Genomic DNA, 21,027 nt, shown 5'->3' on the forward strand with positions numbered 1-21,027 from the left:
TCGCAATCCAAGTTCACGGCCGTTCAAACAACCGAGCGGGCTCGACATCAAGGGCAATCGCCAGACGCTCGATGTTATCGACCGATACGTTGACGCGTGCCCGCTCTACCTGGCTGATGAACGTACGGTCCAGTCCGGCTGCGAAACCAAGCTCTTCCTGAGACAGCGACTTCTCGACTCGATTGACGCGGACGTTGTATGCCAGCACGTCGCGAAGAGAGACGAGTTTGGCTTTCGGATCAGGGCCTCGGAGCGGTGCGGACATGCCCCGATCTTTACGATATGATGCGTTTCGATCTACGGACTTTGCATCACATATCAGGTCACTCTTCGTGGTCTAGTGACAACGTCTGATTTGCCCCACCGCGAAATCCCTCAACCGAAGCGCCGGGCATTAAGGAATTGCCTCCTTACGCACACGCCCAATAAGACTAAACCTCGAACCCTAACAAACAAAATCAAGGAAACCACAGACCATGAATTTTTCGAAGATTTCCGCCGCCATTCTGGTGGCCATTGCTCCCGTCGTCGCACACGCACAGCTAAATCAGCTCCTCGGTGTGATCCATTCGGTTCAGAATGCCGTCACCCAACCCGCGCAGGGGCAGCCTCAGCAGCCCGGGCAAGATACTGCGCAGGACGATCAGCGGCTTGTAGTCCAAGCGCAAGCCCAACAAGCCGGGATGCAGCAGCAAGCGCAACAGCAAGAACAGCAGAACAACGCTGCCTACCGCGCTCAGATGGAACAGAGAGCGGCAGCCGGACGGCAGCAGGCGCAGCGGATGGTTGCCGATCAGGATGCAAAAGACATCGCGGCGTACAAGGCTTCGCAGCAACGCGGCCAGCAGGAAGCGCAGCAGCAGCTAGACGCCGCGCGAAAGATGATTGGGATTTGCCCCGACCTGGCGAACGCGAAGTACAACAGGGCTGAGCAGTTCATTCGTTGTCGGAACAGGGGCATGTCCGAGGAGCAGGAAATGACCTATGTGGGCGGATTTCCGCTTCTTGCACAAGCCTATCTTTCTTCCATGGTCCAAGATGTGTACGAAGATAACGTTACCGAACCGGGCCGCGGTAAGGCGATCACTGACTACTATGTCGCCTGCGCCGACCGCGGAACCCCGTGCGCTCGGCCGAAGTGGTAAGCGAACCCGACAGCTCTAGAGCGATAGACGGCAAGCCTGTCGCTCTCAACGAGGAATACAGATCAGATGTATTTCATGCGAAATCGTCCAGCGTTCGCTGACTGCCTATACATCATTGCAGCCATCCCGCTTGTTCTTCCGGCGTGTTCGAAGCAACCCAAGCCGTTGGCGAGCGGAAGCGGCGGCTAACCAGATGGTTCCGCGTCTCTTCCCGAATCTCGCGTAGATTTGTAGATTCGTAGATCACGTGCCGCGTGTTGATTGACCGACACGCGGCACGTGCCGTTTCTACTCAGCGAAAATCGCGTTCCTGCGCAACGCGTAGGTGCTGGGCTTCAAGTTCTGGTGGCCGGGGACGGTGAACTGACTGGTCGGCCGGCCTTCCAGCCCCGGAATTAACCACCCCCTGCGAAGCAGGGCATCTTTCACCACCTTCTTTCCGTACTTCTCGTTGATCTTTCGCATGGCCGGTGGGAGTAGCAACACCATATCGACATCGTGAAAGACGTAAGTAAATCCGATCTGCGTGTTGCGATCTGCGTCGAGGAACGCGGAGTACGGCGGCAAGCTATTGCGGTGCTTCAACACGATTTCGCGTACCTCCTCAACAATCTCATCCTCCGGAGTCCGCGCATCCGCTTGATACTGCTTCAGCCCGTCTGCGAAGCAGCGGATCATGGCCTCGGCGACATCTCCATACTGGAGGCCGAGCACGCCAGCGTCAATAGCAACGAAACCCGAAAAAGCCGCAAATGCGAAGTGCTCAAGCACGCGCATCTGCACGCCATCCGAAGCATCGAATTTGCAGCCCTCGCTGATGACCGCCTTCAGTTCATGATAGCGATCATCGTGCGCGCTGCGAACCGCCGAGATGTTCGCGGCGACGTACTGGCCGAGCGCGCTCCAAGCGACACCGTGCACTTCGCGCAGCTTCGAGCGAACAAGCGCCGAGAACGCTGCGCCGTTGCTTTCTCCGTGCAGGTTTTCGAACGCACCGTGCTTGCCGTTGACCGGCAATGTAATAAAGCGTGCGAGTTGGCCCGCCATCACTTGTTGCCCGCCACGGCGAATGCGATCAGCAGGGCTTTCCTCGCCTGCCGAAACAATCACGGTCGACAAGCGCGCCTGATCCGCAAGACCGCCACTCGTCGTCGCGCGCAATCTACCGCTGCCGTTCGTCAGGCGATACACCGACTGCCCGAAAGACGCGATATCCGACTGGCCAAGTTCATCAATGATGAGCGGCAAGTCCTTGTGCTGTGCCGCATACGCTTCCAGCCCGTTCGCAGTTGCTTCCCAGTTGGCAAGGTGCTCCGGCGAACCGGTCAGGGCTTGCAACAGGCGCAAGATGGTCGACTTGCCCGTGCTGGAATTTCCAACCAGATTCACACACACGCCGCTGTGACCGAACAGTTTCAGGAGCGCCGACGCAAAGGCAAAACAGAGCGCGACGATCATGAGCGAGTTGCCGCCGCACAGGGCCGTCACTTCGACCCAGTCCGCGAGCGTACCCGCCGACGCGCGTATGTTCGCCTGAGTCCGGATCACGCGTTCGACACGATCGGAAAAGCGTTCGTTACCGAAAACATAGCTGGGCTCTTGCCCGTAGTCGAGCCAGCCGTCACGCTCGGCGCGGAGAAGGGTCTTGCCGCCGTTACAGGTACGCAGGAAGTCTGCCACGTGCTTCGCCGCGTCGTTCGAGTGCAGTTCTACACCATGCACGATCAAATGGCGCGCGAGCTGCGACGGGCTCAGGGTCAAGGTCGCCGGAATCTCGATCTCTTTTGGCACGTCACCTACGCCCTTGAATTCCATCAGATACGCCGGGTGGCCGCCATCCGCATTGACTACGTTCGCGACGAACTTCATTTCCGAGCACGGCAACTTCCACACGCTGGGAGCGGTATCGACTGCCGTGCTGTCATCTTCAATAGGGTTCATGTTGTTTGGTGTTCCGTTTTGCGGCCCGCGTTGCCTCAAGGAAGCGCGGGCCGCGGTTAGGGATTTAGCAACGCTCACTCGTCGCAGCCCTACGTGAGCCTTGACACACGTCCTCTCTTGGGGCGCGGTGGATCGCTAGCTTTATCAGGCACCGGCGCGAATCGGGCATCGACGAGCCACGGCGGCGTCGGCTTGATGCGCGAAGCCGTCAGCACGTCCGTCAGTGGCACCACTTTCTCTTGTGCCGGACAATTCGGGTCGATATTCCGGTTGCGGAACTCAGCGCGATGCCGAGCCATGCTGCGGGTCGAATACACCAACTCCATAGGCACATTCAGCTTATGCAGCGCCATGACGGGCCGCAGACCACGCGGAATGGCCTCAAACTCGGTGGGGTCCAGCCCGGACGACACCACGTTGAGGACGGGCACGTTGCCGTAGTAGCGGTTGAAAATCTCCTTCGGTGCGTTGCCACTCCACGCCTTGACGTTCTGCAAACCCTGCTTCTTCAGCTCCGCGCTCATCAAGCGAACTTCAACGCGCAGCAGACCATCGCACTCGTTGCACAAGTCTTCGATAAATTTCTGCTGCTCGTCGCCTGCGCTCTTTGCTTTGCGCATGCACCTGCGGCGGACTTCCTCCCCCTTGTCGTAAAAAATGATGCTGTAGTAACGACCGTCCTTCGGCGTCCAGTACATGGACGTAACCGCCTTGTGCACCGTGCAATGCTGCTCGATTAGTTGCCGCGCAATCTGCTGCAGGCACGTCTTCACGAACGGCTCCGACTTCAACTCCAGGTTCACGGCAAGATCAACCCGATGCAGCGTCACATGCTCGTAGATGAGTTCGCGCATCGGCACAGCGAACGTAAAGCCCAACTCCTTCTTGAGCGCGTGGATCACGCACGCCAATCCCTTCGCGAGATACTGCGACGTGAAGACGTTCTGGCCGAGAATGAAACCGAACAGCGAACCCTCCACGTACAACATCTTCTTGGTCGGGCTGTAGCGGACCTGCAAGTTATGCATGCCGTACTTGCCGCTGACCGGGAGACGATTCGTGCGATCGAAGAGAAGCGCGCCATCACCGTCGCTGACCAGGCTGCTCGTCTGGCCGGATACATCCCATTCGATGCCGCTGACCGAGAATTCGACGGTGTCGAAGTTCACACGATCAGTCGGGCGGAACGCCATACCGATCTGCACCAACTTCTCTGTCATCGGCTTCAGCGGCGGACTGTCAATTTGACTCGGGCGTTTCTTCATCAGGCACACTCGCTAGGCGAAGCCATCAATTGCGTGATGGGGACGTCGGCACTGCGTGCCAATTTGTCATCCTGCGGTTGCGAACGGATTATCATATTTTCCATTAGTAGACCTACGTACTTAGGAGGATGTCATATAGGGTATATAGGGTATGTAATTACAGACGAGCGGGAACGGGCACGCTGCTGACAGTACACACCCATGCAACCACAGGCCCCATCAACAGCTTCTTCGCCATGAAGAGACGGACCGACAAATTGTCAGTAGCGCCGTTCGGCTGGGCGCTGTTTACAATGTCGGCGGCTTCAACCGTCAAGATGGCCGAACCCGCGCACGTTACCAGTACAACGCCTTTGCCCAGTTCCTTGTTGTTGCCGGATGTGGCCGCTTTTGCTTCGATGTGCTCCGCTTGCGACACGCTGTCGGCCAATGCGACATCAGGTTTCTTCGGGGGGAAGATCGCTATAATTAGTCACCGTGGGCCTCCGCCTTCAGCTTGGCGATGCACTCCTCGATTTCGGCGAGAACCCAGCCGCGAGCACGCTTGGAAAGCGCAATGGGACGCGGCAGTTTCTGTGCCTTGATCAACTCATAAATGGTGGTACGGCCCACCGGGTACATTTGCATGAGGGTGGGCATACGGATAATGCGCGGCAGCGATGTCGCGGGCTCGCTCGTTGATGCAGCGCTAGGTTGCGGAAACGAATCAGGGATGGTGCTCTTTTTCATATGGCGAACTCCGGGGCAGTTGATGGGATGTGGCAGGACGCTGATGAACATCGAGCGTCTGTACGCAGTTTCGTTGCCCGCCTCCCCCCGTAGCGGAATATTCCGGAGGCAAAGCAATTTTCCGGTTGTGCGCAGTTGCCCGTACTCACCATAAGCCCAGTTCGCGACGGAGAATGCAGCATGACGATGAAAGACAAGGCGCCAACTTGGCTTGAACCTTGGCACGAATTCAATCTGGATTCGCTGTCGGCAGACATGCAACAGAAGGTGCTCGCTGAGCGCCAACGTTGGCAGCAGGATGTTGAGGCGCGGCAGCGGGCACGCGAGACCTTGCTAAACAGGCTCGTGGCATCGATTGACATCATTACTTCCACGACCTTACCGAATCAGCCGTTCTTCTCGCTCGACACCACCGTCGATATTACGGCTCGTGCGATCACGGCGGCCCTTCACGACATTCCCACCGATGAAGCACACACATCGGAATACTGGGCCGACACATGTGCGAGACATCGGGAGCGCCTTCGCGCGTTGGTCGAACTGGGGCGACTGCCCGTTTTCGATTTGAGCACCGGCAGCACCTATGTGTACGAGTCTGGACTACCCGACTGGACACAATGCGATGGTCTCGGCCTTGTGCGGTCAGGGGCGGTTGACTTCGCGCGGTGTCAAGGTGTTGAGGTCCGTGATGCTCAGGAATCCCAGCACAAGGGTACCAAGAAGCAAAACACGATGCTCAAAGTGATGGCGGCGCTGATCCAGTTGCGCCACCAACCACGAAGTGAGCTTGCTATCTCAAAGGAGATAGAGAATTGGACTCAGCAGATGGGGGAGCCCGTCTCGGCGAGGACCGTGACTAACTACCTCAGGGAAATCGAGGAAAGTCTCGGCTGGTCTCGGAGGGTGCTCGGACTAAACGACCGAGAGAATACGCCGAACTGAATGTGACTGGGCTTAGAGAGGCGCTGGGCTGAAAGAAGAAAATGGGCCTCGGCGAGACCCGGCCTTCCGGCTGAAATCAAGAGTTCTCTGTTGGAGCATCCGTACTCTCGTTGCTCGTCAAAGCCCCAATTCGCTCGCCCAGTAACTGCCACGCGGCTTTCATTTCACTCGCGTAATCGTGTCGCAGGTAGACTCGATCAAGCTTGTCGGTTCGGGCGTGATTTAGGCACCGATGAACGATGCTTTCGGGTACGCCAAGACTTTGCATTAGGGTTCCGCATGTGCGCCGCAGGTCGTGGCACTTCCACTGGCCGCCGTCCAACGCAAGCGCGTCTACGTGCTCTGTGCGCCCGCGTATCGGCTTGCTATCGATACGTTGACGGTCTGCGAGTGCCTTCCCGACAGTTTGGTTGTTGAGAGCAGCACCACGATCCCGATTAGACGGAAAAACCCATTCGCTGCGCAATTCTTCAGGCAGTGCTTCACGGCACGCCCAAAGCGCCTCAAAGTGCGTGCATGCGAAGTCAGATAATTGCACGTCGAGGGCGACTCCCGACTTTGTATTTTCAACAGGGATGTGCCAAGACTTGTTTTGCAGATCGATATGGGACCACCGTGCAGCAACGGTCTCGCCTACACGCGTCCCGACCGACAACATGATCCATATCGCGGAGCGGATAGCGAGCGAAATATCTGCCTTTGGCACCAGTTGGGCGAGCGTGCGGATTTCTTCTTCGCTCAACACTCTGTCGCGTTCGTTGTCGCGAATAGGATCATAACCACCGCTTACGATATCCTCCGCTCGAATTGCCAAAACGTCGCTGCTCGCAAGTAGACGTTTCCACGGCTGGTTCTGGTCCCCCCAACGAAACATCTGCTTGAGGTCGACGAGCAGGGCCGTCGCTTGCCGATTTGCGCCGCGATCTGCTATGCGAGTCAGGATTGGCCGCACATCTACTGCGTACACTTGCGTAAGTGGGCGGCAGCCAATTTCGCCCAACACAAACTTAGCGAACGTGCGGGCAACCTCTGCGCCGCCATCTTTCCGACCGCGCTTGCCCCGTTTCGTTCCGATGGTTGGAAACCATGCGTCATACAAGTCTTGCACGGTCATGGCATCAGCTCGCTGTTGTTCGCGTTGGCGGCGTTGAGCTTCCAGGTCGTCTTTGACTTTCTGCTGATGGTCAATGCCGCTCCGCGCCAGCGCACGAATTGCAGCTGCTTCATGCCGAGCGTCGGCAAGCGACAAATGCGCATCATCGGTATTGGAGCCGTAGCGACGCGGCAGAGTCACCGTTGTTTCCTTGCCGTCAACTGTGTACCTTATTTGCCACGTTTTCGAGCCGTCTGAGGCTACCCGCAGACGAAGGCCGTCACCGTCTGACAGAAAGTACGCCTTATCCTTACTTTTTGATAACTCTATAGCCCTTACTGTAAGCTTTCCCATGATCTCGTCAGCCGCAACCGTTTGGTTACCGTCATGTTACCGGAAATCGACGGAATTTCATCGCGCACAGTCGAACGCCTGCGAACAAACTAACCGTATAAATCGTTTATAATCAGCGACATACTGAATATGTAGGTATCTTGGCGAACATCGGAGAATTTGGTGGAGATTGATTTGGGATCAGAGGGTCGTAGGTTCGAATCCTATCGCTCCGACCAAAGGAATCAAGGGGTTACGGTTAAACACCGTAGCCCCTTTTCCATTTCTGAATCCTTGAATCGGTCGCCCGGGTTCCCGGTTCGCGGTCATTCTGTTCATTGTAGGGATCGATAGGGGCATCGATGCGACAACGCGCCGACCTCAGCCGCGTCTCGCCCCCCGCACGCGCATCGCTTCAGTTGCGGACCACCGGATCGACCGCAAGCCAGGCTGCCGACGACGCACAAAGCAGCCCGCGCACGGCACTTCCGGGAACACGCGATAATGCGCGTGAACAACCCGCATCTGCGCATGAAAAACAACATTCTCAAGATCGCCCTCTGCGCATCGCTGCTCGCGCTCGCGACCTCCGGCACCGCGTCCGCCAAGGCGCTCGACGACGCGCTCGACTGTCATTCGACCGGCCACAAGTTCGTCGCGCCGCTGCTTGCCGCCGGCGACATCCAGTCGGAGCCGATGCACGTCGAATCGAACTCGGTCAACGCGTTCCGCACGAACCGCTCGCTGACGGCGTACGGCTTCGGCGTCTATGTCGTACTCGGTTACCAGGCGAACGACCCGATCTTCCGTCCGGGCGACGGCACGCCGATCGGCGAATGGGCCTACGGCGTCGTGGTGCGCGGCACGAAGAGCGCGGTGGAGGACGCCGTGCGCAAGGCCGGCAGCGACGCGACCGTCAAGCAGGCGTTCCCGTTCCTGACCGCGATCGTCTGCTCGTCGGATTGAGCGGGCGTCAGGACGATCATGCGGCACGTCTGAGGGGGCCGCCACACGCCCCCCGCCCGAGAGCCCGTCCGGGCCCCGCTATCGGCCTGTTACGCGCCCGTATACACCACGCGATACGGGATACCGACCTTCTCCCACTCGGCAGCCTCCTGGCTGAGGCTGTAGTCGGTCAATGGGTTCTGCTCGACCCACGCGCTCGGCAGGCGCACTTCATACCCGCCCTTCTTCATCTGTGAAACGGAAATGTCCGGCAGCCCCGCATCGGTCCGGCGCCGGCACAGCAGTGCCGCAAGCCGCAGGCAGAACAGCAGCGGCCACTCGACGTCGCGCGCCTGCGACAGCTTGCCGAGCTTGCCCGCGTGACCGAGCACGAGCGCGGCGAGCCGCGCCTGGTCGGTGCGCGAAAAACCCGGCATGTCCGCATTGCTCGCGATATAGGCGGAATGCTTGTGATAGGAGCTGTGCGAGATCGACAGGCCGATCTCGTGCAACGCGGCCGCCCAGCCGAGGAACATCCGGCCTTCCTCGCGCGCTTCGTCGTCGGCTTCGTCGAGTTCGTCGTAGGAACGCGCCGCGAGCGCGCCGATCCGTTCGGCCTGTGCACGATCGACCCCGTAGCGGCGCGTGAAGCCCTCGACGGTCACCGCGCGCATGTCTTCGTGCTGCGTCCGGCCGAGCAGGTCGTACAGCACGCCGAGACGCAGCGCACCGTCGGTCGTATCGACATAGTCGACGCCGAGCTCCTCGAACACCGCGAGCATGATCGCGAGGCCGCCCGCGAGCACCGGCACGCGGTCGGGCTTCAGCGCGACCAGCTTCAGCCGGTTGACGTTCTCCGACTTGATCAGCGCGCGCTTCAGGCGCTCGAGGCCGCCGCGCGAAATACCGTGCGCGACGCCCGGATCGTTGAAGCCGTTCGCCTCGACGAGCTCCGCGAGCGCGCGCGCGGTGCCTGACGAACCGATCGCCTGATCCCACCCGGCCTTCTTGTATTCGCTCGAAATGATCTGGATCTCGCGCTTGGCCGCGAGTTCGGCTTGCCGCATCGTGTATTCGTCGACGTTGCCGGCCGGAAAGAAGGCGCGGCTGTGGCTCACGCAGCCGATATAGAGGCTCTCCATCACGATCGGCGTGTAGTGCGAGCCGATGATGAATTCGGTCGAGCCGCCGCCGATGTCGACGACGAGCCGCTTGCCGGCGCTCGCCGGCACCGAGTGCGCGGCGCCCGCATAGATCAGCCGCGCTTCTTCGCGGCCCGCGATCACTTCGATCGGGAAACCGAGCGCCGCTTCGGCCTCGCCGAGAAATTCGGCCGCGTTCTTCGCGACGCGCAGCGTGTTGGTCGCCACCGCGCGCACATGATCGGGATGGAAATCGCGCAGGCGCTCGCCGAACCGCTTGAGCGCCTCCCAGCCACGCTCCTGCGACGCGCGATCGAGCATCTTGTCGCTCGACAGGCCGGCGGCCAGCCGAACGGGCTCGCGCAGCGCGTCGACGGGATAGATCTGGCTGCCTGCCGGCGTTTCCTCGACGCGACCGACAATCAGCCGGAAGCTGTTCGAGCCGAGATCCACGGCAGCCAGCAAGTGGGGGGTTGTAACCATCAGATTGGGGCTCCGTGCGCGTTCGCCCACGGCAGCCGGTCCGGCAACACGGGGCAGTCAATCAAAGGCGACATTTTAAGCGTGGAACGCTTGCCATTACCACGCTTCACGGGCATGCACACCGCTCGAGTGTATATGGCCGAAACATTTATGCGACGAATCGGTTACAGCGTAGAATTTGCCGATATAAATACATTCTCGTCATCAGCACGTCATCGTACCGTGAGAGTTTCCGAGCGTCCTTTCGAATCATCGCCTGAATCATCCCCTACTCTGCCGATGTCCGTCCGCTACCCGCTTCTCAATCGTGAACTCGGCATCCTCGGTTTCAACGAGCGCGTGCTGGCCCAGGCAGCCGATCCGCAGGTTCCGTTGCTCGAGCGCCTTCGCTTCATCTGCATCACCAGCAGCAACCTCGACGAATTCTTCGAAGTCCGGATGGCCGGCCTTCAGGAGCAGATCCGCGACAACCCCGGCGCGCTGACGCCCGACGGAATGTCGTTACAGCATGCTTACGATCTCGTCGTCGAACGCGCGCAACGGCTCGTCCATCGACAGTACACGATGCTGCACGAAACCGTGCTGCCCGCGCTCGAACAGGAAGGCATCTACTTCCATGCGAGCGACTCGTGGAACGACGAGCAGCTCGAATGGGCGCGACACTACTTCCTCGATGAACTGCTGCCCGTGCTGACGCCGATCGGCCTCGATCCGGCCCACCCGTTCCCGCGCGTGCTGAACAAGAGCCTGAACTTCGTCGTCGAGCTCGAAGGCCGCGACGCGTTCGGCCGGCAGGCCGTGATGGGCATCGTGCAGGCGCCGCGCGCGCTGCCGCGCGTCGTGCGCATGCCGCACGCGCTGTCGGGCTTCGAGCACGGCTTCGTGTTGTTGAGCTCGTTCATGCAGCGCTTTGTCGGCGAACTCTTCCCGCAACTCGTCGTGAAGAGCTGCAACCAGTTCCGCATCACGCGCAACAGCGAGCTGTTCGTCGACGAGGACGAAATCACGAACCTGCGCGTCGCGCTGCAGGGCGAACTGCCCGCGCGCCACCTCGGCAACGCGGTGCGCCTCGAGGTGTCGGCCGATACGCCGACGCACATCGTGCGGCGCCTGCTCGAGGAAAGCGAACTCGGCGACAAGGATTGCTATCGCGTGACCGGGTCGGTGAACCTCGTGCGCCTGATGCAGATTCCCGATCTCGTCGACCGCCCCGATCTGAAATTCGCACCGTTCACCGCATCGACCCCGGCCGCGATCGCGAACGCGCCGACGATGTTCGATGCGATCGACGACGGCGACATCCTGCTGCACCACCCGTACGAGAGCTTCCAGCCCGTGCTCGAACTGCTGCAGCAGGCCGCGAAAGATCCGAGCGTCGTCGCGATCAAGCAGACGATCTACCGCACCGGCACCGATTCGCCGCTGATGGACGCGCTGATGGAAGCCGCGCGCAACGGCAAGGAAGTGACCGTCGTCGTCGAGCTGCTCGCGCGCTTCGACGAGGAAACCAACATCAACTGGGCGTCGCAGCTCGAAGCCGTCGGCGCGCACGTCGTGTACGGCGTGGTCGGCCACAAGTGCCACGCGAAGATGATGCTGATCGTGCGGCGCGTCGTGCAGGCCGGCAAGGCGACGCTGCGCCGCTACGTGCACCTCGGCACCGGCAACTACCACCCGCGCACGGCGCGCCTCTACACCGACTTCGGGCTGATGACGGCCGACCAGAAGATCTGCGAGGACGTCCATCACGTATTCCAGCAACTGACCGGGATCGGCGGCGAACTCACGCTGCACGAGCTGTGGCAGTCGCCGTTCACGCTGCATCCGCGCATCGTCGAATCGATCCGTGCGGAGATCGACAATGCGCGTGCCGGCAAGCGCGCGCGCGTCGTCGCGAAAATGAACGCGCTGCTGGAGCCGACGGTGATCGCCGCGCTGTACGAAGCGTCGCAGGCCGGCGTGAAGGTCGACCTGATCGTGCGCGGCGTCTGCGCGCTGCAGCCCGGCGTGCCGGGTTTGTCGGAAAACATCACGGTGCGCTCGATCGTCGGCCGCTTCCTCGAGCACCACCGGATCTACTATTTCCACGCGGGCGGCGCCGAGGACGTCTATCTGTCGAGCGCCGACTGGATGGACCGCAACCTGTTCCGCCGCGTCGAAGTCGCGTTCCCGATCCGCGAGCGCAAGCTCAAGCGGCGCGTGATCGCCGAAGGCCTGTCGGTGTGCCTCGGCGACAACCAGTCGGCCTGGCAGATGCTCAGCGACGGTCACTACCGCCGGCGCCGCGCAGGCAAGACGATCCGCAACGCGCAACTCGGGCTGCTCGCGAAATTCTGCTCGTGAGCCCGCGGCGCGGCGCGAGTCGCGCGCCGCACGGCCAATAAAAAAGCGCAGCTCACACACGAGTTGCGCTTTTTTATTACCTGACGCGCCACCGCCCGCCGAACGAGCGATGGAAGCGTTACGCGATCATGCCTCGTACGCGGCCGGCCGGATCGCGATGATGCGCGAGCCCGGGAACCGCGCGGTGAACGTGCTGCCGCGCCCTTCCTCGCTTTGCACGTACAGGTGCGCGTCGTGCCGCTGCAGCACGTGCTTGACGATCGCAAGCCCGAGCCCCGTGCCGCCCGTATCGCGCGAGCGGCTGCGGTCGACGCGATAGAAACGCTCGGTCAGCCTCGGCAGGTCGGCGGCCGGAATGCCGAAGCCGCTGTCCGTGACGGAAAACACGCCCTGCGCGCCTTCGCGCCGCCACGACACGACGATCTTGCCGCCGTCCGGCGTATAGCGAATCGCATTCGTGACGAGATTCGCGAACGCGCTGAACAACTCCGTCTGCGCGCCGGTGACGCCGAGCGTCTCGTCGATCGAGAACGCGATGTCGTGATGCCCGTTCGACAGCGTCTGCGCGTCCTCCTTCAGATGATCGAACACGGCACGCATGTCGATCGCGCGATCGACCGGCGGCTTGCTCTCGCCTTCCAGCTTCGCGAGCACCAGCAGGTCGGTGACGATGTGCCGCATCCGCGACGCCTGCTGCTCCATCATCTCGAGATAACGCGTGCGGTCTTCCTCGTTCAGCGGCAGTTCGCGCATCGTCTCGAGGAAGCCCGACAGCACGGTGAGCGGCGTCTTCAATTCATGCGACACGTTCGCGACGAAGTCGCGCCGCATTGCGTCGGTACGCTCGAGTTCGGTGATGTCCTGCGTGAGCAGCAGCTTGCGGTTCTCGCCGTACGGAAACACCTGCACGGCCAACACGTTCTGCCGCGCGCCGCCCATGCCGCGCATCACGAGCGTCTCGTCGTAATGCTGCGCGTTCAGGTAACGAACGAAATCGGGATGGCGCACCAGGTTGGTAACGTGCTGGCGCAGGTCGCGCTTCGCATCGAGGCCGAAATGGACCTCGGCAATCGCGTTGCACCACTCGATCTGGTCGTGGTCGTCGAGCATCGCGACGCCGTTCGGCGACGCCTGGATCGCCTGGATGAAGCGCGAATGCTGCTGTTCGACCTGCCGCACCTGCGCATGCCACTGCTTCGCGAGCTTGTGCAGACGGTAATAGATCTCGCCCCAGATGCCCGGCGCGCTCGGCACTTCACCGTAGACGGGCGCATCGAGCAGTCGCCACAGACGCTGCGTATGGAAGGTGCTGAAAAAGCCCTGCGCGATCAGCATCACGGCCACGAACACGAGGCCCGCGGTCGGGCCGGCAAAGACGCCGACCAATACGCCGATCAGCACGAGCAGCACGAGCGACACGAGAAAGCGCGCCCAGATGATGTTCATGATTCAGCGCCCGAAAGAATGAACGGCATGCCGTGGCACACGGCATGTCCGGATACGTTACGCGTGCTTGGCGAGCCGGTAGCCGCTGCCGCGCACGGTTTCGATCATCGCATCGCAGCCGGCCGGTTTCAAGGCTGCACGCAATCGTTTGATGTGCACGTCGACGGTGCGCTCTTCGACGAACACGTGGTCGCCCCACACCTGGTCGAGCAGTTGCGTGCGGCTGTGCACGCGCTCCGGATGCGTCATGAAGAAATGCAGCAGGCGGAACTCGGTCGGGCCGAGATCGAGCTTGATCTCGCTGCCTTCCGCATGCGCGGCGACGCGATGCGTGGCCGGGTCGAGGCGCAGCCCGTTGATCGACACGACGTCCTCAGTCAGCTGCGGTGCGCGACGGCGCAGCACGGCCTTGATGCGCGCCATCAGCTCCTTCGGCGAGAACGGCTTCGTCACGTAGTCGTCCGCGCCGATCTCGAGGCCGAGCACCTTGTCCTGCTCGTCGCCGCGCGCGGTCAGCATGATGATCGGGATGTGTTTGGTCCGTTCGTTGTTGCGCAGGTCGCGCGCGAACGCGATACCGGACTTGCCCGGCAGCATCCAGTCGAGCAGCACGAGATCGGGCAGCACGTCGCTGATCAGGTTCTGCGCCTGTTCGGCGTTGTACGCGCGGATCGGGCAGTGACCGGCGTGCTGGAGATTCACCGAGATCAGTTCGGAAATCGCGGGCTCATCTTCAACGACGAGAATGTTGCTGGGCATCGGCACCTCTTTTCTTCCTGTACGTTGTCGCGTTAACTGTTGGCTTCGCGGTCGAGCGTGTCGCGCGGCTGGTGCCGCACGTCCGTGCCCTTCACGATGTAGATGATGAATTCGGCGATGTTCTTCGCATGGTCGCCGATCCGTTCGATCGCCTTCGCGATGAACAGGTAATCGAGGCCGACCGAGATCGTGCGCGGATCTTCCTGCATGTACGACACGAGCTTGCGCACGAACGCACGGAATTCCATGTCGATTTCCTTGTCGTCCTTGACGATCTGCGCGGCGGCCACCGTATCGAGGCGCGCAAACGCGTCGAGCGCGCGGCGCAGGATCGTCACGGCCATCTCGCCCGACACCTTGATCTCGGCGATGTTGACCGCGCGCGCGGCCGGCTCGTCGACCAGGCGGCGCACGCGCTTCGCGATCTTCTCGGCCTCGTCGCCGGCGCGCTCGAGGTTCGTAATCGTTTTCGAAATCGACATCAAAAGACGCAGGTCGCGTGCGGCAGGCTGCCTCCGCGCGATGATGTTGCCGCATTCCTGATCGATGTCGACTTCCATCGCGTTCAGCGTTTCCTCGGCCGTGATCACCTTCTCGGCCGCATCGCGATCGAATTCGTTGAGTGCGTGCATCGCGCCGACGATCTGCGACTCGACGAGCCCGCCCATTTCCAGCACTTTCGACGACACGGCATTCAGGTCCGCGTCGAACTGGCTCGACAGATGTTTATCCGACATGGCTGTTGTTCTCCGTCATCAACCGAAGCGGCCGGTGATGTAGTCTTCCGTTTCCTTGCGTACCGGCTTGATGAAGATCTTCTCGGTTTCACCGAACTCGATCAGCTCGCCCAGGTACATGTAGGCCGTGTAATCCGAGCAGCGTGCGGCCTGCTGCATGTTGTGCGTGACGATCACGACCGTGTAGTCGCTCTTCAGCTCCGCGATCAGTTCCTCGATGCGGCCCGTCGAGATCGGGTCGAGCGCCGAGCACGGCTCGTCGAGCAGCAGCACTTCCGGACGGATCGCGATGCCGCGCGCGATGCACAGACGCTGCTGCTGGCCGCCCGACAGGCCGTAGCCGCTCTGGCCCAGCTTGTCCTTCACTTCGTTCCACAGCGCGGCCTTCGTGAGCGCCCACTCGACGCGGTCGTCCATTTCCGAGCGCGTGAGCTTTTCGAACATCTTCACGCCGAACGCGATGTTGTCGTAGATCGACATCGGGAACGGGGTCGGCTTCTGGAACACCATGCCGATGCGCGCGCGCAGCAGCGAGATGTCGCGCTTCGTCGTCAGCAGGTTCTCGCCGTCCATCAGGATTTCGCCTTCGGCGCGCTGCTCCGGATAGAGCGCGAACATCTTGTTGAACGTGCGCAGCAGCGTCGACTTGCCGCAGCCCGACGGGCCGATGAACGCCGTCACCTTCCCTTCGGGAATGCGCAGGTTGATGTTCTTCAGCGCATGGAACTTGCTGTAGAAGAAATTGAGGTTGTTGACCTCGATCTTCGCGTTCAGCGGCGCGAGCGGGCGGTCGTTCGCCGCGTCGTGCGTGCCGGCGGGCGCTGCGGTGCGCTCGACGGGATTCAGGTGGCTCTCTGCCATATTCATCGGATTGCTCCGCCGTTACTTTTTCGAGAAGACCGAGCGCGCCAGGATGTTGAGTCCGAGCACCCCGAGCGTAATCAGGAACACGCCCGCCCATGCGAGCGACTGCCATTCCGCGAACGGGCTCATCGCGAACTTGTAGATCGTCACGGGCAGGTTCGCCATTGGCTGGCTCATGTCCCACGAGAAAAACTGGTTCGACAGCGCGGTGAACAGCAGCGGCGCCGTTTCGCCGGCGATCCGCGCGACCGCGAGCAGCACGCCCGTGATGATGCCGCCCACCGACGCGCGCAGCGTGATCTTCAGCACCATTCGCCACTTCGGCGTGCCGAGCGCGAAGGCTGCTTCGCGCAGCGCGTTCGGCACGAGCTTCAGCATGTTCTCGGTCGTGCGGATCACGATCGGGATCTGCAGCAGCGCGAGCGCGATCACGCCGGCCCAGCCCGAGAAGCGCCCCGACTTCGCGACGACCAGCGCGTACACGAACAGGCCGATGACGATCGACGGCGCGGACAGCAGGATGTCGTTGATGAAGCGGATCGTGCTCGCCAGCAGGTTCTTCTGGCCGTATTCGGCGAGATAGACGCCCGCGAGGATGCCGATCGGCGTGCCGACCAGCGTGCCGAAACCGCACAGCAGCAGGCTGCCGACGATCGCGTTCGCGAGACCGCCGCCTTCGGTGTTCGGTGCCGGCGTCGATTCGGTGAACAGCTGCAGCGACAGGCCGCCGATACCGAGGTGCAGCGTCGTGTACAGGATCCACACGAGCCACAGCAGGCCGAACGCCATGGCGCCGAGCGATGCGGCGAGCGCGATCGCGTTGATGGCCTTGCGCTTGCGCTGCAGGCGCTCGCGCATCGCTTCGAGCACGGCGCCGTCCGGCCCCGGGAAATTCATGATGGGCTCGCTCATTTCTTGCCCTCTCCCTTCTCGAGACGAAGCAGCAGCAGTTTGGAGATGGACAGCACGATGAACGTGATCACGAACAGGATCAGGCCGAGTTCCATCAGCGCGGACGTATGCAGCCCCGGTTGCGCTTCCGCGAATTCGTTCGCGAGCGCCGACGTGATGCTGTTGCCCGGCGCGAACAGCGACACGCTGTCGAGCAGGTTCGTGTTGCCGATCACGAACGTCACGGCCATCGTTTCGCCGAGTGCGCGGCCGAGGCCGAGCATCACGCCGCCGATCACGCCGGTCTTCGTATAGGGCAGCACGACCTTCCACATCACTTCCCAGGTCGTGCAGCCGATCCCGTACGCCGATTCCTTCAGCAGCACGGGCGTGACCTCGAACACGTCGCGCATCACCGACGCGATGTACGGGATGATCATGATCGCGAGAATCACGCCGGCCGCGAGGATGCCGATGCCGATCGGCGGGCCGGACGTCAGCGGCCCGAGCACCCACACGTCCTTGAGCAGGCGGCCGAGCGGCTTCTGGAAGTATTCGGCGAAGATCGGCGCGAACACGAGCAGCCCCCACATGCCGTACACGATCGACGGAATCGCGGCGAGCAGCTCGATCGCGATGCCGAGCGGACGGCGCAGCCACACGGGCGACAACTCGGTGAGGAACAGTGCGATGCCGAAGCTGACGGGCACCGCGATGACGAGCGCAATGACCGACGTCACGATCGTGCCGTAGATCGGCACGAGTGCGCCGTAGATGTCCGAGTTGGGATCCCACTCGGATTGCCACAGGAAGCCGAGGCCGAACTTCTGGATGGTCGGCATCGACGCAATGATCAGGGAAACGATGATCCCGCCCAGCAGCAGCAGGGTCACGATCGCGGCGAGCCGTGCGAGGCCGCCGAACACAACGTCCCCGAGACGGCTCGGCGCGCGTTGCGATGCACCGTCGGCGGACCGTGAGGACGTATAGGAAATATCAGACATGGGTGCCTGCTTTTGAGTGCCGGGCGCCGTGACGCCCGGCTTTACCGCACACACTGCCCGACCGGCGCAGCCGGGCAGTGAACCGCTGCATTGCTTACTCGGCGGCGACCGGCTTGCCCGACGCGTCCGTCACCTTCGTCTTCCACTGCTTGCGGATTTCCGTCTCGACCGTCGCCGGCAGCGAGATGTAGTCGAGGCTGTCCGCAGCCTTCTCGCCGTTCTTGAACGCCCAGCTGAAGAACTTCAGCGTTTCCGCGCCCTGCTCCGGCTTGTCCTGCTTCGCGTGCAGCAGCACGAACGTCGCGCCGACGACCGGCCATGCTTCCTTGCCCGGCTGGTTCGTCAGGATCTGGTAGAACGACTTCGACCAGTTCGCGCCCGCAGCAGCGGCCTTGAACGTTTCCGTCTTCGGCTCGACCACCGTACCCGTCGAGTTCTTCAGCGCGGTGTAGGTCATGTTGTTCTTCTTCGCGTACGCCCACTCGACGTAGCCGATCGCGCCCGGCAGGCGCTGCACGAAGGCCGCGACGCCGTCGTTGCCCTTGCCGCCCGTGCCCGTCGGCCAGTTGACCGTCGTGCCTTCGCCGATCTTCGACTTCCACTCGTCGTTGACCTTCGACAGGTAGTTCGTCCAGATGAAGCTGGTGCCCGAGCCGTCAGCACGGCGAACGACCGCGATGTCCGTATCCGGCAGCTTGACCTTCGGGTTCAGCGCGGCGATCGCCGGGTCGTTCCACTTCTTGATCTTGCCGAGGTAGATGTCGCCGAGCACCGGGCCCGACAGCGTCAGTTCACCGGCCTTCACGCCCGGCACGTTGACGACCGGCACCACGCCGCCGACCACCGTCGGGAACTGGAACAGGCCTTCCTTCGCGAGCTCTTCATCCTTCAGCGGAGCGTCCGAACCGGCAAAATCGACCGTCTTCGCGTTGATCTGCTTCAGGCCGCCCGACGAACCGATACCCTGGTAGTTGACCTTCGCACCGCCGGACTGCTGGTAGTCGGCAGCCCATTTCGTATAGATCGGCATCGCGAACGTGCTGCCTGCGCCCGTGATGTCGGCAGCTTGCGCGGCAACGGCGAAAAGCGCGCCAGCCAGGCCGGCAATCGCGGTTTGCATCAATTTCATGAGACCTCCAGTGTGTGAGCGGATGACTACGGCACCGCGAAGGTTAGGGGCTCCTCATGACGGTAATGTGACAATCGATGAAACTGGCGTGACAGTAACATGACTGGTTGAAAGGGAGTATCGGGTGCGGCGCGGGCGGCGCCTGCGGGCACCGGAACGGCAGAGGCGGCAAGAATTGCCTGCCTGGCAAGGACGGGGGGACACCCGTTTTTCGGGTGCGCGGGCGGATCGTAGCGCAGTGTCGGCGGGACGGGAAGTCCTGCCAGCGGTGGGCGCGATATCAGGGGTCGGAAGACATCTTCATGTCAGGCGATGCGTTGGTCGACGCGACACGCTATATAGGTATCGCAAACCTTTGCGTCTGACGAAATTGCGGCGCCCGAAGGCGCCGCATGCCGATTCACCGGAGAGCCGGCGCGCGGGCGGCACGCCGCCCCGCGCCGCTATCGTGCGTCAGGTCGTCGCCGCGCGCACCGCGTCGGCGATCGTCTCCGCATGGCGGACCGCATCCGCCGCCTGCTGCGCTTCGACCATCACGCGCAGCACGGGCTCGGTGCCCGATGCGCGGATCAACACGCGGCCGCTGCCGGCGAGCGCGGCTTCGGCTGCGTCGATCGCGGCGCGGATCGACGTGCTGCCCTTCCAGTCGGCGCCCGGCTTCATCCGCACGTTGATCAGCTTCTGCGGAAACAGCGTGACGCCATCGAGCATCTGCGCGAGCGTTCGGCCGCTGCGCTTCAGCGCGGCCAGCACCAGCAGCGCCGACACGATGCCGTCGCCGGTCGAATGCCGGTCGAGCGACAGGATATGGCCCGAGCCTTCCGCGCCCAGCTGCCAGCCGTGCTCGCGCAACTGCTCGAGCACATAGCGGTCGCCGACCGCCGCGCGGACGAACTTCACGCCCTCGCGCTGCAGCGCGACTTCGACGGCGAGGTTCGTCATCAGCGTGCCGACCGCACCTTCGACCTTGCCGTCGGTCGCGATCCGGTCCTTCACGAGCACATAGAGGAGCTCGTCGCCGTTGTACAGGCGGCCGGTCGAATCGACGACCTGCAGGCGGTCCGCATCGCCGTCGAGCGCAATGCCGAGATCGGCGTGGTTCGCCCGCACCGCGCGCACCAGCGCGTCGGGCGCGGTCGCGCCGACGCCGTCGTTGATGTTGAAGCCGTTCGGCGCGACGCCGATCGGGATCACGTCCGCGCCGAGCTCGTGGAACACGTGCGGCGCGACCTGGTACGCGGCACCGTGCGCGCAATCGACCACGAGCTTCAGCCCGCGCAGATCGAACGCGGCCGGGAACGTGCTTTTGCAGAACTCGATGTAGCGGCCGGCCGCGTCGTCGAGGCGGCGCGCCTTGCCGAGGCCGTCGGACGACGCGCACTCGAGCGGCTTGTCGAGCCACGCCTCGATCGCGGCTTCGGTGTCGTCGGGCAGCTTGTTGCCGTCGGCGGAGAAAAACTTGATCCCGTTGTCGTGGTACGGGTTGTGCGACGCGCTGATCACGACGCCGGCCGACAACCGCAGCGCACGCGTCAGATATGCGACACCCGGTGTCGGCATCGGGCCGGCCAGCATCACGTCGACGCCGGCCGCCGAAAAACCGGCCTCGAGCGCGGCTTCGAGCATGTAGCCCGACACGCGCGTGTCCTTGCCGATCAGCACGGTCGGCCGCGAGCCTGCCGCGACGTCGGCCGAGCTGGCCAGCACCTTGCCGGCTGCATAACCGAGGCGCAATACGAAATCCGGCGTGATGGGCGCCTCGCCCACCGTGCCGCGAATGCCGTCCGTGCCGAAATATCGACGTCCCATAGCGAATCTTCCTCCTTCGTCTTCTGA

Annotated in this window: 19 protein-coding genes; 4 read left to right on the forward strand and 15 right to left on the reverse strand. The window is 62.2% G+C overall.

Features of this window, described 5'->3' with window-relative positions; all coding sequences use genetic code 11:
• Positions 1-13: 13 nt before the first annotated feature.
• On the reverse strand, positions 14-265 hold the full coding sequence (locus GD429_RS00390; RefSeq protein WP_152855204.1) for a helix-turn-helix domain-containing protein: 252 nt from the start codon (positions 263-265) through the stop codon (positions 14-16).
• 211 nt (positions 266-476) lie between these two features.
• Here GD429_RS00390 and GD429_RS00395 point away from each other — a divergent pair, with 211 nt between their 5' ends.
• Positions 477-1,145: a hypothetical protein gene (locus GD429_RS00395; RefSeq protein ID WP_152855205.1), complete on the forward strand. Its 669-nt coding sequence runs from the start codon at positions 477-479 to the stop codon at positions 1,143-1,145.
• A 288-nt stretch (positions 1,146-1,433) separates the two neighbouring features.
• Here GD429_RS00395 and GD429_RS00400 read toward each other — a convergent pair whose 3' ends face one another.
• The 4 genes from GD429_RS00400 to GD429_RS00415 all read right to left on the reverse strand — a co-directional run bounded on the left by GD429_RS00400 (position 1,434) and on the right by GD429_RS00415 (position 5,080).
• Positions 1,434-3,086, reverse strand: coding sequence for a DUF927 domain-containing protein (locus tag GD429_RS00400; RefSeq protein ID WP_152855206.1), 1,653 nt, complete (start codon positions 3,084-3,086; stop codon positions 1,434-1,436).
• Positions 3,087-3,175: 89 nt separating this feature from the next.
• Positions 3,176-4,351, reverse strand: coding sequence for a phage/plasmid replication protein, II/X family (locus tag GD429_RS00405; RefSeq protein WP_152855207.1), 1,176 nt, complete (start codon positions 4,349-4,351; stop codon positions 3,176-3,178).
• A 157-nt stretch (positions 4,352-4,508) separates the two neighbouring features.
• Positions 4,509-4,781: a hypothetical protein gene (locus GD429_RS00410; protein ID WP_152855208.1), complete on the reverse strand. Its 273-nt coding sequence runs from the start codon at positions 4,779-4,781 to the stop codon at positions 4,509-4,511.
• 38 nt (positions 4,782-4,819) lie between these two features.
• Complete coding sequence (locus tag GD429_RS00415) at positions 4,820-5,080, reverse strand: helix-turn-helix transcriptional regulator (RefSeq protein ID WP_193727032.1); 261 nt, start codon at positions 5,078-5,080, stop codon at positions 4,820-4,822.
• A gap of 180 nt (positions 5,081-5,260) precedes the next feature.
• Here GD429_RS00415 and GD429_RS00420 point away from each other — a divergent pair, with 180 nt between their 5' ends.
• Positions 5,261-6,022, forward strand: a complete 762-nt coding sequence (locus tag GD429_RS00420; protein ID WP_152855210.1) for a hypothetical protein — start codon at positions 5,261-5,263, stop codon at positions 6,020-6,022.
• Positions 6,023-6,098: 76 nt separating this feature from the next.
• On the opposite strand, the gene GD429_RS00425 is transcribed toward GD429_RS00420, so the two are convergent.
• On the reverse strand, positions 6,099-7,469 hold the full coding sequence (locus GD429_RS00425) for a tyrosine-type recombinase/integrase (RefSeq protein WP_152855211.1): 1,371 nt from the start codon (positions 7,467-7,469) through the stop codon (positions 6,099-6,101).
• A 510-nt stretch (positions 7,470-7,979) separates the two neighbouring features.
• Here GD429_RS00425 and GD429_RS00430 point away from each other — a divergent pair.
• The gene (locus tag GD429_RS00430) at positions 7,980-8,414 is read left to right on the forward strand and encodes a hypothetical protein (protein ID WP_152855212.1); all 435 of its coding nucleotides are present in this window, start codon (positions 7,980-7,982) and stop codon (positions 8,412-8,414) included.
• 89 nt (positions 8,415-8,503) lie between these two features.
• Here GD429_RS00430 and ppx read toward each other — a convergent pair whose 3' ends face one another.
• Positions 8,504-10,018: an exopolyphosphatase gene (gene ppx, locus GD429_RS00435; protein WP_152855213.1), complete on the reverse strand. Its 1,515-nt coding sequence runs from the start codon at positions 10,016-10,018 to the stop codon at positions 8,504-8,506.
• 279 nt (positions 10,019-10,297) lie between these two features.
• On the opposite strand from ppx, the gene ppk1 reads away from it, so the two are divergent.
• Positions 10,298-12,361, forward strand: a complete 2,064-nt coding sequence (ppk1, locus tag GD429_RS00440; RefSeq protein WP_152855214.1) for a polyphosphate kinase 1 — start codon at positions 10,298-10,300, stop codon at positions 12,359-12,361.
• Between the two features lie 126 nt (positions 12,362-12,487).
• On the opposite strand, the gene phoR is transcribed toward ppk1, so the two are convergent.
• The 8 genes from phoR to glmM all read right to left on the reverse strand — a co-directional run bounded on the left by phoR (position 12,488) and on the right by glmM (position 21,000).
• On the reverse strand, positions 12,488-13,807 hold the full coding sequence (phoR, locus tag GD429_RS00445; RefSeq protein ID WP_152855215.1) for a phosphate regulon sensor histidine kinase PhoR: 1,320 nt from the start codon (positions 13,805-13,807) through the stop codon (positions 12,488-12,490).
• A gap of 57 nt (positions 13,808-13,864) precedes the next feature.
• A complete protein-coding gene (gene phoB / locus GD429_RS00450) occupies positions 13,865-14,566 on the reverse strand; it encodes a phosphate regulon transcriptional regulator PhoB (protein WP_027787869.1) in 702 nt (233 codons plus the stop codon).
• A 32-nt stretch (positions 14,567-14,598) separates the two neighbouring features.
• Positions 14,599-15,303, reverse strand: a complete 705-nt coding sequence (gene phoU, locus GD429_RS00455; protein WP_006758671.1) for a phosphate signaling complex protein PhoU — start codon at positions 15,301-15,303, stop codon at positions 14,599-14,601.
• A gap of 18 nt (positions 15,304-15,321) precedes the next feature.
• The gene (pstB, locus tag GD429_RS00460) at positions 15,322-16,170 is read right to left on the reverse strand and encodes a phosphate ABC transporter ATP-binding protein PstB (RefSeq protein WP_072435860.1); all 849 of its coding nucleotides are present in this window, start codon (positions 16,168-16,170) and stop codon (positions 15,322-15,324) included.
• A gap of 15 nt (positions 16,171-16,185) precedes the next feature.
• The gene (pstA, locus tag GD429_RS00465; protein ID WP_034183283.1) at positions 16,186-17,079 is read right to left on the reverse strand and encodes a phosphate ABC transporter permease PstA; all 894 of its coding nucleotides are present in this window, start codon (positions 17,077-17,079) and stop codon (positions 16,186-16,188) included.
• Positions 17,076-18,062: a phosphate ABC transporter permease PstC gene (pstC, locus tag GD429_RS00470; RefSeq protein ID WP_152855216.1), complete on the reverse strand. Its 987-nt coding sequence runs from the start codon at positions 18,060-18,062 to the stop codon at positions 17,076-17,078. The genes pstA and pstC overlap by 4 nt, the downstream gene beginning before the upstream one ends.
• A gap of 94 nt (positions 18,063-18,156) precedes the next feature.
• Positions 18,157-19,191 (reverse strand): phosphate ABC transporter substrate-binding protein PstS, encoded by a 1,035-nt coding sequence (gene pstS, locus GD429_RS00475; RefSeq protein ID WP_111017388.1) that lies wholly within the window; start codon positions 19,189-19,191, stop codon positions 18,157-18,159.
• A 453-nt stretch (positions 19,192-19,644) separates the two neighbouring features.
• On the reverse strand, positions 19,645-21,000 hold the full coding sequence (gene glmM, locus GD429_RS00480) for a phosphoglucosamine mutase (protein WP_152855217.1): 1,356 nt from the start codon (positions 20,998-21,000) through the stop codon (positions 19,645-19,647).
• Positions 21,001-21,027 lie beyond the last annotated feature (27 nt).

Origin of the sequence: Burkholderia sp. BE17, from assembly GCF_009362305.1 — a bacterium.
Classification (GTDB): Bacteria; Pseudomonadota; Gammaproteobacteria; order Burkholderiales; family Burkholderiaceae; genus Burkholderia; species Burkholderia pyrrocinia_C.